This window comes from Gluconacetobacter tumulicola (assembly GCF_014174215.1).
Taxonomy (GTDB): Bacteria; Pseudomonadota; Alphaproteobacteria; order Acetobacterales; family Acetobacteraceae; genus Gluconacetobacter; species Gluconacetobacter tumulicola.
The window spans coordinates 60,650-77,215 of record NZ_JABEQL010000014.1; the positions used below are offsets into that span (position 1 = coordinate 60,650).

At 65.0% G+C, this 16,566-nt stretch carries 12 protein-coding genes; 3 read left to right on the forward strand and 9 right to left on the reverse strand.

Going from position 1 to position 16,566, the window contains the following annotated elements:
- Nucleotides 1-210: 210 nt before the first annotated feature.
- The 6 genes from HLH29_RS11585 to HLH29_RS11610 form a co-directional block, all read right to left on the reverse strand.
- A complete protein-coding gene (locus HLH29_RS11585) occupies nt 211-699 on the reverse strand; it encodes a hypothetical protein (RefSeq protein WP_182966934.1) in 489 nt (162 codons plus the stop codon).
- Nucleotides 699-2,897 (reverse strand): GH92 family glycosyl hydrolase, encoded by a 2,199-nt coding sequence (locus HLH29_RS11590; RefSeq protein WP_220791494.1) that lies wholly within the window; start codon nt 2,895-2,897, stop codon nt 699-701. Before HLH29_RS11590 ends, HLH29_RS11585 begins: the two co-directional genes overlap by 1 nt.
- The gene (locus HLH29_RS11595) at nt 2,894-5,173 is read right to left on the reverse strand and encodes a Ca2+-dependent phosphoinositide-specific phospholipase C (protein ID WP_182966936.1); all 2,280 of its coding nucleotides are present in this window, start codon (nt 5,171-5,173) and stop codon (nt 2,894-2,896) included. The genes HLH29_RS11590 and HLH29_RS11595 overlap by 4 nt, the downstream gene beginning before the upstream one ends.
- Nucleotides 5,173-7,860 carry a TonB-dependent receptor domain-containing protein gene (locus HLH29_RS11600; RefSeq protein WP_182966938.1) on the reverse strand — a complete coding sequence of 896 codons (2,688 nt, stop codon included), beginning with the start codon at nt 7,858-7,860 and terminating at the stop codon, nt 5,173-5,175. The genes HLH29_RS11595 and HLH29_RS11600 overlap by 1 nt, the downstream gene beginning before the upstream one ends.
- 470 nt (nt 7,861-8,330) lie before the next feature.
- On the reverse strand, nt 8,331-9,287 hold the full coding sequence (locus tag HLH29_RS11605; protein WP_182966940.1) for a DUF4880 domain-containing protein: 957 nt from the start codon (nt 9,285-9,287) through the stop codon (nt 8,331-8,333).
- The gene (locus HLH29_RS11610; RefSeq protein WP_182966942.1) at nt 9,256-9,822 is read right to left on the reverse strand and encodes an RNA polymerase sigma factor; all 567 of its coding nucleotides are present in this window, start codon (nt 9,820-9,822) and stop codon (nt 9,256-9,258) included. The genes HLH29_RS11605 and HLH29_RS11610 overlap by 32 nt, the downstream gene beginning before the upstream one ends.
- Before the next feature lie 121 nt (nt 9,823-9,943).
- Here HLH29_RS11610 and HLH29_RS11615 point away from each other — a divergent pair, with 121 nt between their 5' ends.
- Nucleotides 9,944-11,347, forward strand: a complete 1,404-nt coding sequence (locus HLH29_RS11615) for an MFS transporter (protein ID WP_246374166.1) — start codon at nt 9,944-9,946, stop codon at nt 11,345-11,347.
- Between the two features lie 332 nt (nt 11,348-11,679).
- Here the strand turns inward: HLH29_RS11615 and HLH29_RS11620 are convergent, their stop codons facing one another.
- A complete protein-coding gene (locus tag HLH29_RS11620) occupies nt 11,680-13,041 on the reverse strand; it encodes an alpha/beta fold hydrolase (protein ID WP_220791495.1) in 1,362 nt (453 codons plus the stop codon).
- Between the two features lie 52 nt (nt 13,042-13,093).
- Between HLH29_RS11620 and HLH29_RS11625 the strand changes: the two genes are divergently transcribed.
- Nucleotides 13,094-13,675 (forward strand): TetR/AcrR family transcriptional regulator, encoded by a 582-nt coding sequence (locus HLH29_RS11625; protein WP_182966944.1) that lies wholly within the window; start codon nt 13,094-13,096, stop codon nt 13,673-13,675.
- Between the two features lie 239 nt (nt 13,676-13,914).
- Here HLH29_RS11625 and HLH29_RS11630 read toward each other — a convergent pair whose 3' ends face one another.
- The gene (locus HLH29_RS11630; protein WP_182966946.1) at nt 13,915-14,694 is read right to left on the reverse strand and encodes an alpha/beta fold hydrolase; all 780 of its coding nucleotides are present in this window, start codon (nt 14,692-14,694) and stop codon (nt 13,915-13,917) included.
- 152 nt (nt 14,695-14,846) lie between these two features.
- On the opposite strand from HLH29_RS11630, the gene HLH29_RS11635 reads away from it, so the two are divergent.
- Entirely contained in the window at nt 14,847-15,629 is a 783-nt protein-coding gene (locus HLH29_RS11635; protein WP_338030230.1) for a helix-turn-helix domain-containing protein, read from the forward strand.
- 25 nt (nt 15,630-15,654) lie between these two features.
- Here the strand turns inward: HLH29_RS11635 and HLH29_RS11640 are convergent, their stop codons facing one another.
- Entirely contained in the window at nt 15,655-16,554 is a 900-nt protein-coding gene (locus HLH29_RS11640) for an AraC family transcriptional regulator (protein ID WP_182966950.1), read from the reverse strand.
- Nucleotides 16,555-16,566 lie beyond the last annotated feature (12 nt).

A 16,566-nucleotide genomic window follows, 5' to 3' on the forward strand; every position in this document is an offset into this window, starting at 1 on the left:
CTCCCAGCCCCGACGAACCCAAAGCTTGTTTGAAAAATGCGCGCCGGATCATCACCAGCGCGCATGTCCAGACGGGCCCTCACAAAGGAACGACGCCATCCCCCCGTTGGTTGCCGCTCCCGCATCCCCACGGAGGTGATTTGTGGGCGGTCAGATTCCATCATCACGCGATGATGATCGCCACCCAGCAGAGGCTGTTTCAAAAACCTCCTATCGCGACTTCATCACGCGCCCGAAAACCAGCATCCCCACCACACGCCGCCCATCCTCCGACAGAACGGTCATGACCAGCCGCGCCCGGTCCGCGGACAGCGCCCAGCGCGTCACGACGACCCGCGCCGTATCGCCGGTCCTGACCCCGTGCGTCACCACCAGCACCGGCCCCTCCCGCCGAGCCGCGACGGTGCGCAGCGTGCTGGTCCCCAGCACGGTCCGCTCCGGAAGCGTCACAACGCGGCCATCGGTCGGCAGTTCGAGCGTCAGATGCTGCACCCGCCCCCGCGCCGTCGCGACGATGACATCCGTGATACGCTCCCCCCGGTCGATGATCGTATCCGTCCGCGCCTCCGGCTCCTGAAGATCGCGATAATCGCTTTCCCCCTCATCCAGGCGCCATGTTCCCGAAAACCCGGCCGGCTCCCGCCCAAGGGCCGGCAGGCCGAGGCAAGCGACGAACAGGACAATCAGAACGCTCTTCATCACCGGGCACCCGGCGCCACCCAGGACGCCCCCCACCGGCTCGGCTTCGCCCCCATGACGAAATGCAGGGTGCGGCCATCCACCATGTCCCGATACGTCACCATGGGCGATGCCAGCGGCACGCCATCCAGGGTCGCCGACTGGATATAAGGAGCCTCCGCCGCTCCACGGTCCGCCACGACGCTGAACACCCGCCCATCCCCCATCCGCAAACGCGCGCGAGAGACCAGGGGCGAACCGATCATGTAGAGGCCGGACGCCGGATTCACCGGATAGAATCCCAGGGCCGAAAACACATACCAGGCCGACATCTGCCCGCAATCATCGTCGCCATCCAGCCCGGACACGCGGTCGGCATATTCCGTCCGCATGATCGCGCGCACCCGCTCCTGCGTCTTCCACGGCTGCCCGACGAAATCGTAAAGATAGGGCACATGATGCGACGGTTCGTTGCTGTGCCAATTGTAATCGCCGTCGAAATAGCGATCCAGCCGCGCGGCCAGGGCATCCCGCCCGCCCATCAGCCCGATCAGCCCGCCGACATCATGCAGCACGTCGAACGTGTAGACCCATTTCCCGCCCTCGGTCCATCCAACATCCGGCCCCGCCCACGACCCGTCGAGATTGCGCGCCTGCATGAACCGCGTGGCCGGATTGAAGATGGTCCGGTAATCGCGCGACCGGCGCAGGAACTGTTCATAATCCGCCTGCCTGCCGACCGCCCTGGCCACCTGCGCCACACACCAATCATCATAGGCATCATCCAGCGTGCCGGACGCCGCCTCCGCCGTGCGGTCGGCCGGCACATAGCCCAGCCGCAGCGCATAGCTCAGCCCGCCCCGCGCCTCATACGGCGTGCCCGGCTTGCGGTCGCGCCAGTCGTTCGTCACATCGCCATCGGGCGGCACCGTCGCATCCTTGCGCACCGCCTCCCAGGCCAGCGCCCGGTCGAAGCCCGCAAACCCCTTGCCGATCGCTTCCGCCACCAGCGAATCCGCATGGGTGCCGATCATGATGTTGGTATAGGACGGGTTGGGCCATTTCGGCATCCATCCCCCCTGCCGGTAATCCTGCAACAGGGCCTGGATCATCCCGCCGATGCGCTCGGGCGCCACCAGCGTCAGCAGGCTGAATTCGGCCCGGAACACATCCCAGGTCGCAAAATCGGTATAGCTGTCGCCCTCATGCACACGGTCGTCGAATGCGCTGTAATAACGCCCATATTCCGACAGCGACCGGGGATAGAGCAGCGCATGGTACAGCGCCGTATAGAAGATATGCCGCGGCTCCCCGCTCAACCCCTCGACCGCGATCCTGTCCAGCTTCTCCTGCCAGACATCATGCAGCGCCCTGCGGACGGTCTCGAAATCCCACCCCGGAATCTCCCGCCGCAGATTGTCCCGCGCCTGCTCCACGCTGATGAAGGAGGTACCCACCCGCACCTCAACTTCATCCGCCCCCGCATCGAAGGTCGCAAACGCCCCCGTCGGCCGATCCGGCGCTGGCGTGGCCGGATAGGTGCTCATCGTCGCCGGGCGGCTGAACTGAACGACGAAATAGCCCCGAAAGCGCGGCAGCGTCAGCGGGCCAAGATCGGCATCCGAACGGCGGGGATCATATCCCGCAATCTCGCCCTTCGCCTCGTCCACCCGCACACCGCCCGCCACGCCCGCGCGGCTCGCCTCGACCAGCACCCGCCGCGCCACCCCGGCGGGAAAGCGGAAGCGGAACAGCGCCGAATGCGCCGCCGCCGTCATCTCGGCCCGGATCGCCTGCCCGCCCGCCCCCATGACGACGCGATAATAATCGGGCCGCGCCACCTCGTCCCGATGGCTGAACGGCAGTGCCCGCTCGGCAGGCAGGGTCCGGGCCTCGCCGCTCTCGGGCATGATCACCACTTCACCATAATCCCCCATCCACAACGCCGCCTGATGGGTGCCGACAAAGCCGGAAATGGACCGGTCCTTGTGATAGTAGGACAGGCCGGGGTGGCCGCTCTGCCGCGTCTGCGCCACCCACCCCGTCATGCCGAAGGGCGGCGTCACCACCGGCATGGTGCGCCCATAGCCGATCGGGCCGCCGCCGGTCCCGATCAGCGGATGCACCAGATCGACCAGATCCTCCGCACAGGCCGCACGCCCCACGACCGATCCGTAAACGAGCAGAAGAACAGAGGCCAGAACGGCATGACGTCTCACGGTGACGACACCCCCAGCAGACGGGTAAAGGTCGCAAGTGGGCACACAGCCCCGCCCCCACAGCCCGGCACGGCCAGATAGGCCATATCCGGCGGATCGCGCTCATCCCCCGCCCCCTGCCGGCCGGGCGTCCGCGACTGGAACAGCACCCGCACAACCGGATGCCCGCCCCGCGCATCCGTCAGCAGGGCAAAGCCCAGCGCACTACCCACCGGCACATCATCCGCCGCATAGCCCGGCGCATGCACATGCAGCCCAAGCTGCGCCAGCAGCGGCACGATCGTGCTGTCATGCCCCAGCCACACCGCCACAGCCGGGCCATCGGCACGGGTCAGGCCCGCCGCGATCGCCGGGCGCAGCTTCTGGCTGAGCACCGGCGCCAGCGCCGGCAACCCCGTGATCACATGCAGCATCGCCGCATGCAGTCCGGACAGGCCGGCAAAATCCTCATCGCGCACGGCCCCCCACGCCACCGTCGCAGCGGGCCGGCCGGACAAGGAGCCCAGCATGATCGCCTCCGCCGCCGACGACGCCGGCAGCAACGATCCCGAAAGGGTCAGATGCCGGCCGGACGCATCGACATCCAGCACCGCCGGCGCCCCGTCATCGACGCAAAGCGCCCCCCGCCCCGGACAGCCCATCAGCCGCCGCAGTACCGCAAGCCCCTCGTGCGGCGGCCCCGCCAGCAACCCGGCAGCGGCGGCTTCTTCCCGCAGGCGCGGCAGCAGCGCCCGCAAATCCACCTGGCCCGCATCCGCTTCAACCGGCGCAAACATCGGGTCCGGCACCCCGATCGGCTCATGACGCACCGCAACCGGGCAACCCGGCGCCAGGCCCATGGCAAACGCCTCGGCGCTCGCCACCGTCCGCCGGCTGGAATTCGCCCGCAGCCGCAGCGCATCGGGCGCCGGGCACCCGTCGGCCGCAAACCCCGGCACGTCATTGCCCGCCAGCAAGGTCCGCTCCCACGCCCCCAGCAGGCGCATCTGCGCCGCCCCCTCCGGCGTCAGGTCACCTGGCGTTCCCGTCCACACCGGCCATGCATGATCGACCAGCGCGCGCGACGGCACCTGATCGGCCAGCGGCGAGCGCAGGCCGTGCCGCACCACCAGCACCAGCCGGCGCAGGCGCAGCGCGTCGGCCGCACGCGGCTCGATCGCCGCATCCCGGCAGGATGCCGGCGCGGTCACCGGGTTGCAGCGCGCCGCCAGCCCGGTCCCGAACCCCACGCGATAGCCCGTCCAGCGCGCCGGCTCGAAATCCGGGTAATCGGTGCTGACAAGCTGGGCACCGCTGGCCAGCGCCGCATCGCGCCGCGCCGGGTCGCCGCTGCGCCCTTCCCGCGTATCCGCATCGGCGCGCGTACGCACCAGCATGTGCCGGCGAACCAGTGCCGCAATCGCCTCCGGCGGCCCGTCATTCAGCTCGGTGAAGGCCGCATCCTCGGCATCGGGCGGCGCATTGGTAAAGGCAACCCGCCCGCGCAGCCCCGGATGATCCTTCAGATACAATTCGCGATTCGACCGCTGATCCAGCAGAAAGACCATTTTCCCCCGCGCGGCATCCACACCCGGCCAGCCACGCGCCGCAACGGCGTCCCGCAGGCTCGTCGCCTCACCCCGCACCTGATCGGGCGTCAGCAATTCCCCCGGCGCGAAGACGGAACGGATTTCCCCGTCCAGCGCATCGAAGCTCCGCGCGGTAAAATGCTCCGGCTCGGTCAGCGGCGGTCGCGATCCCTGCTCGATCTCCAGCAGCACGAACAGCGGCAGATGCCCCGGATGCGCCCGCGACCACGCCCGTATCTGCCCCAGACAGGCCAGCAGCGGCTGGCAGGTCGCCCGCTGATCGATATCGGGGATATGCATCACCTTGAAGCCGGGGCGCCGCATGACGGCCCCATCGCCCGTATCGGCGGGCGGCAACCCCGCCTCCGCCAGCCAGCGCGCCGATTTCGGATGCGCAAACCGCCCGCCGGCACTGTCCGCATAAACGTCCAGTTCGATCTGCCGGATACCCCGGTCGAACTGCGCCGGCAGATCCGCATGCGCGTAATCCAGCCCCTGTGCCGCTTTCGGGTCCCGCCACGCCAGCAGCGCCGCGACCTGGGGCGCCAGCCCGGCATGGTAGCTGTTATGCGACCCGATCACCTGGATCTGGTCCAGCCGCACCCCCTCCGCCGCCCCGGATGCCGGCGCCACCACCGGCATCAGCAGCAGCGCCAGCAAACACCCCCCCGCCACGCGCCCGGCGCGACGGGGGAACCGGACGGCCATCAGAACTGGCCCATCAGCGACAGGCGGAAATTCCGCCCCAGGATCGGCCGCGCCAGGAACACATTCTGCCCCGCCTGCGAACTCAGCACCTCGCCCGCACGCGGATTGCCCTCCGTCAGGCCAAGCGAGTTGTTGAGGTTCTGACCGGAAAGATTGAAGGTCAGATAAGGCGTGATCGCATAGGTCGCACCAAAGTTGATCACCGTATAGGCCGGCAGGCGCTGGGTATTGGCCACATCGGCATAGCGCAGCCCGTAATGCTCGATATCGGCCTGCAACAGCAGCCTGCCGTCCAGCAGATGCAGGCGCGGCGTCACGCGGAACATGACCGGCGGCGTCCGCAGCAGATGGTTACCGGTATAATCCAGCAGATTGGGCGACCCGTTGCTCAGCACCAGATAGCGCATCTTGCCGAACCGTGCATTCTGCGCGGTGCCGGAGAACACCACGTCGAAATAATGGCTGGGGCGGATCGTCCCCTCGAATTCCAGCCCGTACGTATGGGTGGTCGCCGTGATCGCCTGCTGGTTGTACGAACCCGTCTTCACGTCGAAGACCAGATTGTTGATCCCGTAGCTGGGATAGTCGGTATTGAACCCGGTCAGGAAAAGATCCGCATAGCGCGACTGATATTTCACGCCGCCTTCATACATGAAGATCTTCTGCGTGATCGGCACAGCCACCGGATTGGTGATGAACGACGCCAGGCTGGGCAGGCGATAGGCACGCGTGAAGCGGGCAAAGAATCCGAGATTGGGCAGAAGCTGGTAATTCACGCCGATCGTGCCGCCAAACCCGGCGAAACTGGCATGATAGGGCGTATAGACCCCGTTGCCCGACAGCATGTTCGACAGATAAGGCGCCGAACCCGCCACCACACTGTGACTGCCCTCGACCAGGCCGCTGGTCCGCTGCGCCTCATAGCGCACGCCGGCATCCACCCGCAGCTTCTTCGTGATGGCCCATTCATCCGTCGCATAGCCCGCAACGTCGGTATCGTCGCCATGCCCGTTGGCAAATTCGGTGCCGTAGCGGGTATAGCCGTTCTGGGTGATCGACCCCACGACATTGCCCGCCGCATCCACGGCATCGATGTTCAGGCGCTGGGCATGCGACGTGGTGTCCAGCAGCATGTTGGCCGAATAGCGCGTGAAATCCTCGTTGAAATACGTAACGAACGCCCCCATCGCCACATCATGATGGCCGAGGAACGAGAAGGATTTCTCCAGCTTGAAGTCGTTCATGACCTCATGCTCGTTCATCCACACCGCGCGCAGCGAGGCATCGGTCACATAATTGTTGCCCGTCACCGCCGAGGAGAATTGCTGGCTCGGATCATTCAGGTAACGCAATTGCCAGCCGGTGGCGCCGGCGAACATCGACCGGGCACTGGCCAGCCCGGCCAGACGCGCGCCGGCCTGCATCACCGCACTGGGCGACAGCACGGTCCAGGTCGCATTCATCGCGCGATAGCGGAACGTGTCGGACAGATGCCACCCATCCGCCAGATCATGCTTGAAGCCGGCCGTCACCTGATGGAGGTTGATATGAATACCGCTTTGCAGGTCGATATGCTTCGTGCTGCCGCCGGGGCCGGGAAGATACGCATTCTCCAGCGCCGAAGACGAATAATTGCCGGTATTGGCATTGAAACCGGGAAGCGACGTGATATTGCCCGACTTGTCATACGTCACAGGAATATCGGGAAAAAAAACCGTCCGGTCGTCCATGTGCTTGTAATCGACGAAGACGCTGCCGCCATGGCTGAAATCGCGGCTGATATTGGCGCGGATCTGCCCACCCGAATTGGCGCGGAAACCGGGGTCGCGCACGCCGTTCTCCACCCGGTAGAACCCGCCCAGGCTCCAGCGCCAGGCGCCGGCCGGTCCACCCAGCCAGGCATCGGTGCGGTACAGCCCGTCATCGCCGAACGTCTGCTTGGCCAGCCCCGACAGCTTGCTGGTCCCCCGCCGCGACAGGAAATTGACCAGCCCGCCCGGCGCATTCTGCGCGACGATCGAGCTCGGCCCGCCACGCACCACCTGGATCTGCTTCATCGTCTCGTCGATCCGAAACGAATCGTCGGCGTTCAGATAACCCAGGGCCGGGTCGGACTGGATCGGCAACCCGTCTTCCTCAAGCTGGACCGATCCATACCCATCCACCGGAATCCCGCGCGCCCGGATATTGGCACCCACTTCACCGCCCGAGGCCTCGACCCAGAAACCGGGCGTATTCTTCAGCGCCTCGGACACCGAAGACGTCCCCCGCACACGCAGATCTTCCTGCGAGATGGTGGTGATCGCGTAGCTGGCATCGATCTTCCGCTGCTTCCTGGTCGACGCACGGCCGGTCACGATCACGGCCTCGCCTTCCCGCAGCGATGCCGGCGTGGCCGAGGCCCGCGCGGCGCGCTGCAGCAGCCACACCCCATCCGCCTTCGAGCGCACCGAAATCCCGGTGCCCTTGAGCATGTCGTCGAGCGCCTGCTCCGGCGTCCTTCTGCCTTGTACGGTGCTGGAGCGGACATTTTCCACATCATGCCCATCCACCGCCACATGCACGCCCGACTGGCGGCTGAACTGCGTCAGGGCAGACGCCAGAGGCTGCGCCGGGATGGAAAAATCCTTCTCAGCGGATGATTGCGCAACGGCCGCACAGGGCAGCACCAGCGGCAGCGTAGCCATGGAGGCCATGGCCAGGCCAAAGACATGGAAGGGGGAAAAAGCGGCACCGAACACAGGTCGAGGACGCGGGGTCTTTCTTTTCACAGGATCTATCCGGGCTTTCATGGTGGATGGAGGACACCAGTGAGTTGCCCCACGCCCCGAATTTCCGTCTCTCGTTTTCGTGAAAGTTAAATGACAACCGGGATGGATCAGAACCCACCCGGAAATACGCTCTGACGAACGAGAGCGGCCTCGCGGGTCGTCAGTACCGAAGCGCAGGAAACGCACGTCGGATCACCGTCAACACGCATTTCCAGACAGTCTCAGAGCCTGACCGAAAATGCGGGCTGGCGAGCGAGAGCGGCCCAGGGGGCCGCGCCCGGCGTGTGTTGCCGAGCATCGGAGCGGAGTGGCCTTGATGGCCATGAGCACCGAAGCACAGGCAACGCGCGCTGGATCGCCGCCAGCGCGCATTTTCGGTCAGGCTCTCAGAAAATATCCAGCCGCCGTGCCGACGCCACATAATCGACATGCAGCACACCCCGCGCCACCCGCGCGAACGTGTCGGGATCGTCGAGCGCGAACGAGCCCATCAGCACGCGCCCGCCCGCCTGGCCATGCACCATCAGCTTCTTCGCATTGTACCGGTTGAAGATCGCGGCGGCGTCGCCAAGCGTTTCGCCCTGCAATTCCACCACGCCGCGTTCCCAGTTGGTGGCCCGTGCCAGCTCGTCCGCCGTCAGGCCGCGCAGCCGGGGCGCCGATCCCGCCCCCATGGTCAGGCAATCCCCGGCCCGCAGCGTAAACCGCTCCCCGGTCCCCTGCCGGATCGCCACGGCACTGCCGGAGAGCAGCAGCCCGGTCGTCCGGTCCCCCGCAATCGAGACCTGCACCCGCCCGACCGACCGAAATGTCAGGCTCCCGGCATCCAGCCGCGCCTCCCGCCGGCTCGACAGCACACAGCGCCCATCCAGCAGCCGCGCAGCCGTTCCACCCACCAGCAGGCCGGAAAAGCAGTCGAGCCGCACCGTCCCGCCCGCAATCTCGACCGAGCGCGGCGCCGCGTCCCGCACGCTGTAGAAGCGCCCCATTTCCCGCGACGGCGCCGGCCATGCGCCAAGCGCCAGACCCGCCGCCGAGGCCACCATCGCCCGGCGCGACAGGCTCCGCGCCCGCGCCGGCAAGGGGTGCAGGCCAGCAGACGCTTCCGGGGGGCGAGAGGCCTGGGGCGCACCGGCCCCCGCACCCGGCCTCAGCGCCGCCGCGCGTTCCGTCGCCTGCCACACCACCTGCGCCCGGATCATCGCGCCACGATGGCGGATATCGGCACCCAGCCAGCGGTCCAGCTCCCCCTGCTCCCCGGCGGTCAGCGCGGCGCGGTCCATCCGCGCCACCCAGTCCGCGGCGATGCCGTCAGGGGTTGGATTTTCCCTTCCGCAGGTCACCGGGCCCATGCCCGCCGCCCTGCGCCGGAAGATCCCGGCCGGCATAGGCCGTGCCGATGATCCTGAGCGCCCTGGCAAGCTGCTTTTCGACCACATTCTCCGAAACATTCAGGTGAAGCGCACATTCGCGTTGTGAATATCCATAAAAGCGGCGCAACACGAACACGTCCCGGCACCGGTCGGGCAGGTCGCGCGCGACCTGGTCGAGAAAACGCAGTTCCTGCCGCGCGGTCACCGACCGTTCGACCGCCTGCCCCTGGTCGGGAATCTCCGCGCCCGAAAAATCGGTCAGGGAATCGAACGAGACGATCCGTGCCTTGCGATAGTGTTGAAGAACCAGATTGCGCGCCACAGCAAAAAACCATGCACGCGGAAATCTGATGGACGTATGGTCGGCCTCGGCAAGCTCCACCCAGGCCTGCTGGATGATATCATCGCTCTCGATCCCCGAAAAACGCCGCAGCCAGCTCCGCACATCCCCCTCATGCGGAAGAACATGGGTCGCCAGCCAATGATTTCGCTCTTCGGGAAGCAATGGACCACATCCAGTCGCACAAGGACGGCGCGTCGATAGCATGCGGCCCCGGCGGGAAATGTGATAAACTCGTGACATCCATACCCGCCCCGCCGCGCGCTGCGGCATGGAAGTCGCGCCCATGGCGCGTTATGGTCGGGCCATGCCGATCCTGCCCTATATCGTCGCCGCCACCTTCTTCATGGAGTATCTCGACTCCACCATCATCGCCACGGCCCTGCCGGCGATGGCGCGCAGCTTCCATGTCGGCCCCAACGAACTCAGCCTGGGCATGACGGCCTACATGCTGACACTGGCGGTCTTCATCCCCGTCAGCGGCTGGATGGCCGACCGTTTCGGCTCGCGCACCATCTTCGCCACCGCCGTGTCCATCTTCACCGCCGCCTCGATCCTGTGCGGCTTCGCCGGCAGCGTGAACATGTTCATCGCCGCCCGGGTGCTCCAGGGGCTGGGCGGCGCGATGATGGTGCCGGTCGGGCGCTTCATCGTCATGCGCAATACCGAGACCAGCCGCATGATCCAGGCGGTCTCGACCATCACCTGGCCGGCGGTGGTGGCCCCGGTGGTCGGGCCGACGATCGGCGGCATGATCGTGACCTTCACAAGCTGGCGCTGGATCTTCTTCATCAACCTGCCGCTGGGCCTGGCGGTGCTGGGCGTGATCTTCGCCGTGGTACCGCAACAGTTCGGCGAACGCCGCCCGCTGGACTGGGGCGGCTTCGTGCTGGGCGGCCTGGCGCTGACATCCATCCTGCTGGGCACGGAGCTGGCCAGCAACACCCGGGCCAGCCTCACCCTGGCCGCCCTGCTGTTCGGCGGCGGCCTGCTGCTGGCCATCGCCACCCTGCGCCACGCGGCAGCCAGCGCCCACCCGCTGCTCGATTTCGGGCTGTTGCGCCACCCCACCTTCAGCGTCACCATGGCGGCCGGCACGCTCTCGCGCCTGACGATCGACGCCATCCCCTATCTGGTGCCGCTGCTGTTCCAGATCGGCTTCGGCCTCACCGCCTTCCATGCCGGGTCGCTGATGCTGGCCTTCGCGCTGGGCAATCTGGGTATGAAGATGTTCACCACCCGCATCCTCCAGCGCTTCGGCTTCCGCGCCACGGCCGCCGTCAACGCGGCATTGGGGGCGCTGTTCGTGCTGCTGGCGAGCACCATGGTGCCCGCCACCCCGGTCACCATCCTGCTGCTGGTGCTGCTGGGCTGCGGCATCACGCGCTCGATGCAGTACACGCTGCTGGCCACGCTGGGCTTCGCCGATATCGGCGGCCAGGAAAAGGGTGCCGCCAGCACGCTCCTCAGCGTCAACCAGCAGATGTGCATCGGCATGGGCGTCGCCTTCGCCGCCCTCACCCTGCGCCTGATCGCCACCCTGCGCGGCGAACACCCGTCCACCGACGCCTTCACCCAGGCCGACTTCCACTGGGCCTTCCTGGTCGCCGCCATCCCGCTGATCCTGTCGATCCCCGGCTATCTCCGGCTCGACCGCACCGCCGGCGCCGCCCTGCGCAAGGCATCCTGATCGCACGACATGGGGCCACGCGCCCCCGTCGCCGGAACACCCGCCACCATTCGCGCGTATGAAACACGTCATGGAACAGGATGGAGTGCAACGGATGCGGCGTTATATCCGTCATCGGCCGTCCTCTCTTCTGTGGTTGCGTCACCAACCACCACGTTGGCACACTGCGATGCCGTTCAGGGAGGACGGCAACCACCCCATCTCAAAACTGGGGGCACGTTCGGGGCAAGGTCCCTCCATACGTCTTTTATCCCCATTCAAGAGCCTCAGCGCCGAGAGGGGGCGCGAGGCGTATCGGTCGATTGCGATTGGCAGGACGTGAAATAATCGCGTCATCCAGGCTGACGATCACCCTGTCTATAATCGCCAGCGTGATCTGCCCCGACGGCCTCCTTGGCGAAGGCGAGCAGGAGCGCGCCGAGCCGATCTGGCTGCTCCTGTTGGATCCAGTGACCGGCACCATCGATCAGCTCAACGCCACTCATCCTCGTCGCCGCCTTCGTCCTCATCAGATCGAGCGCGCCGGGCGCCGAATAGGTGCCCCAATCGCTCTTTCCACCGATGAAGAATGAGGGAACATCGATCGTCTTGCCCGAAAACAAGCGCAACTCAGCGTTTAGATCGGGATCGGAGAGGACGCGGTAAGCCTGCAGAGCACCTTGAAACCCGGTGCGATTATATTCCTGTGTGTATACCCCAAGTTCCCGTTCGGTGAGCCATTTGCAGGCCAAAATCTCGGCGGCGGAAGGTTCAAATGGAGCCACCGTTTCGGACATCGTCTTGCCGAGATCCATGACATAATAAGTGGGCATCTGCGCAAGTTCTTCGGCGGTTCGTCCCTTCAACGGATGCGGCCTGTTTCCCGGCCAGTCGGCGCTCTTGACATAGAAAAATGCACGAAGAAATGCGTGCAGGCCTTGAGGCGGGTGCCACATGTCATCGTTTGCACGCCGCGTGCTCAGGTATTGCTGATAATATTCTCTCGGCGGATCGAGCGCGGCCAGCGCGGCCGCCAGCTTCCCATGTTCGGTATTCGGTTGAACCGCGGGCGCTCCCTGCCCTGCGGTATCGAACGGAAACGCTGGTGCACCGGGGAACGGTGCGCTCATCATCACCACCGAGGGAAACATGTCGGGTCGGGCCAGAGCACAATACGCCGCCACGGGCGAGCCGAGGTCGTGTCCGACGAGCATTGCCGTGCGGCGATACCCCAATGCCGAAACCAGTCCGATCGCGTCACGCACCATATTCAAGAAGCTGAAGGGCGCTAACGGCGCGTCATAGTCGTTCACCCAACCCGTGGTGCGGCCAAAGCCCCGCTGATCGGGCGCCACGACATGATATCCGGCGTCAGCCAGGATTGGGATCAAATGTCGCCAGCCGTAAGCCAAGTCCGGAAAGCCGTGCAGAAGCAGCGCGAGCGGCCGGTCGGGGCTTTCGTGACCGGCCTCGAGAATATGCATGTCGAGGCCGTTGACCCCGTGGATCATGCGCGAGCGGACCCCCAGGGGAAGCGCCCCCTCGCCATATGTCGATGTCGTCAAATCAGTTCCTCCCCTGGAGTTTGCACCGCGCGGTCGAAGTGAAGCCGCAAGCAGGCCGGCCGCGCCGATCGCCAGGACGGTGCGTCGAGACGGCAATGGCTTGATCTGATCGAAAGACACTGCCGAACCCTTTTCTATGGTGATCGCCATACTATGTCGATCACCATAGAAAAGGTCAAGCGGCACGTGGTATGACCACGGCATGACACGTAAGACTGACGCACGCGCTCGCGCGATCGCCACGGCCGAAAGGCTGTTTCGCATCCAAGGCTACACCGCGACTGGATTGGCCCAGATCCTTGAGGAAAGCGGTGCGCCGAAAGGATCGTTCTACTTTCACTTTCCACGCGGGAAGGCACAGCTCGCAGAGGAAGCGATCGATCATTACATTGCCGGCAGACTTGCTGTATTGCGCAATATCTCGGCGAGCACGACAGGCGATGCCTTGAATTTTGTTCAGCAGATTTTCGGCACGTTCGCAGCCGAAATGGTTGCGACCGATTTCCAGTATGGCTGTCTCATGCAAAATCTGGCGAATGAGTTACCCGCGCTCGACGCCGAGCTGACCAAACGGGTCGCGCGCGGATTTGTCGATTCGACCGAGATTATCGTGGAGCATTTCAGGGGGTGCCACGTCACTCCCGAGCGCGCATCCTCAACGGCAGCCGCACTGGTGGCCGCCCTCGAAGGCGCGCGAACAATTGCCCGCCTGGAGCGCACGCCAGCCATATTCCAGGCGTTGGCAGATGTCAGTGTTCAGGGCTGGGCTGCCTCCGAGCGATGATCCGGGTCCAATGATCTCATCCGGGCCAGTCCCCCATCTCGGCGGTTGACTCCGGCGGATCCAAAGGTGCCTCCCACAGTCGTCATCGCCAGTGCGCTCTTGGCGGCGCGCACAGTAGGACCCCTCCACGGACTGCGGGGACAACCACCGCCTCCCCTTGGAAATCATCTATCGCTGCCTGGATCTGAGCGCCGTGTGGAGTGTGGTCGTGGCATCAGCTGAATTTGTTTTCACACATTTCAGGTCTCAACGGTTCGAAGGAAGCGAAGCAGTTCCTCGTTGAAGCGTTCCGCCGCCTCCATTGGGACCATATGCGACGCGCCTGGGATCACGACCATCGCGGCTCCTGAGATTGCCCGGGCAATGACAGAGTTTGAATCAGGCGGTGTGTTGCGGTCTTCGTCACCCACCAGAAGCAAGGATGGGCATCGGATGCGGCGGAGACGGTCTGCTGCGTCGAAATCGGCAATCTCGCTCCAGGCCGCCGCGTAGACGTCGGAATCCATCGCGAGTGTCGTTTTGGTGAGCCGGTCAAGAAGATCGGGGCGTCGCTGAAGGGTGCTACCCGCAAGCGAGAGCGGAAGCGACGGGAGAGCCGCGATCATGCCTTGAGCTCTCACTGCGGTACCGTGGCCTCGCAGGTAATCTCTTACTTCCTCGGAAAAGCTGGCGGCCGTGGCGGCGAGCGTCAGGCTCCGTACGCGATCCGGATACGAGATAGCGAGCTCCTGAGCAATCATACCGCCGAAAGAATGGCCCACGACATGCACTGCCAGCGGGCCAAGATCGTCAATCATCATCGCCACGTCATGCGCCAGATCAGCGATGCTGCCGCTATGGGACGCACACGCGGAGCGCCCATGACCGGGGAGATCCAGCGCGACAACGTGATAGTGCGCTGTCAGGGCCTCGATCTGACGATCCCAATATGTAAGGTCGAGGCCAACTGCGTGGATGAGAATGACCGTACCACCCTCGGTCGGGCCGCCTCTTACGATGTTCAGATTTGACAAAGTCATGAGCTCTCCTGATGCGGTTACGGACGCACGATTGCGAGATTGAAGGGACCGGCATGCGCGATCGCGTATCGGAGCACAATGCAGAGCCTCGGCACCCGCTTCCAGAGCCGACGGAATACCAGTATGATACTATACCAGTTTGGAGGAAAGCGGTGACGGCGACCAACATCGCACTGGGTGATTTTCTGCGGACGCGGCGGGAGGGGCTCGACCCGGGCGCCGGCAGAATGACGAGAGGCCGCCGCCGGACCCCGGGCCTGCGCCGCGAGGAAGTGGCCGAAGCGGCGGGCATCAGCACCGAATGGTACGTGAAACTTGAACAAGGCCGTGCTGTCGCACCGTCGCTCACCACGATCGATGCCCTTGCAAGAGCGCTCAAGCTGAACGCGGTCGAACATGCCCATCTGCGCCGCCTCGCTGACGCGAAGGGCCAACCCGCATTTTCTCGCGAGAAGGTGCCATCAACGATAGGGAACTTCGTCGTCAGTCTCCCACACCCAGCTTATGTCACAGGTCGGCGCTGGGACATCCTGGCCTGGAATGACGCGGCGGCCCAGCTCTTTGGGTTTGGCGCCATGCTTCCGGAAGATCGTAACCTGCTGCTGTACATGTTGACTGATCGCCGCGCGCGCCGCGTGTTTGGAGAAAGCTGGCCGAGCGAAGCTCAACGGATCGTCGCCTTGTTTCGGCCGACTTATGACCTCTGGTCATACGATCAAGCCTTCGCACAACTGCTTGAACGCGTGCAAGCGGGATGTGAGCAGTTCGCCCCCTGGTGGAAGGACCACGCCGTCCAAGCGGCATCATCAGGAACCAAACGGCTCCATCACCCTGTTAGCGGGCCGCTTTGTTTTGAATACACGACCTTCCAGGCCAATGAAGATCTGGGACTGAAATTGGCGGTTTATCTGCCGGCCACGCAATGCGCCTCGTAGCCGGATGGTGGCCAATAAGCTGAGCTCAAGCGATCACCGCCAGGCCCGGCGAAGCGCGCAAGCGGGCTATGTCACGCGCTGGGGGTTCCCCAAAGTGACGGCGATACTCGCGACTGAACTGCGACGGACTTTCGTAACCCACGCGCAAAGCGGCAGTCGCGACATCGATGTCCTGGACCAGCAGCAAGCTGCGCGCGTCCTGCAGCCTGAGCTGCTTCTGGAACTGCAGCGGCGTCATCGCCGTCACGGCGCGAAAATGCTCGTGCAGGCTCGACGGACTCATGCCTACTTCCGCAGCGAGCCGCTCGATGCTGAACCGATCTCGGAAGTTCTTGCTGATCCAGGCGATAGCGCGGCCGACCTGGGCCACTCGACCCTCGCCGGAGGTGATATGGCGCATCCTGGCGCCGTCCGGGCCGGCGAGCAGGTGATAGAGAATTTCCTGCTCGGCAAGCGGCCCGAGCACGGGCAGCGCTGCCGGATCGTCGAGCAGGCGCAATAGGCGCAACGCCGCGTCGAGCAGACCGGCACCGGCGTCGGACACCGTTTTACCTATGGGCTGGGAAGGCGCTCCCGACTGCGGCGGCACCCGCAAAGCCAACTGCCCCAGCATGACCGGATCGAAGTCAAGGAACAGGCAGAGATAGGGGCTCTCTGGCGTCGCGGCGGTCACCTGGCCCGTCACCGGCAGGTCGTAGGTCACGACCCCATAACGGCCCGGCGCATATCGGAACACGTGCTCGCCCAGCGTGACCTCCTTCTGCCCCTGCGCGACGAGACACAGCTGCGGCCGGTAAACGTTCGGCATCGGCATTGTCACCGTGGAGGATCGAGCAAGCGTCACACGTTCGATGGCAGTAGCATGGAAGCCATCCTTCGAAACGTGCCGGGCCATCACGGCAGCAATTTCCGCCAGTTTATCCATAGGACGAATCAT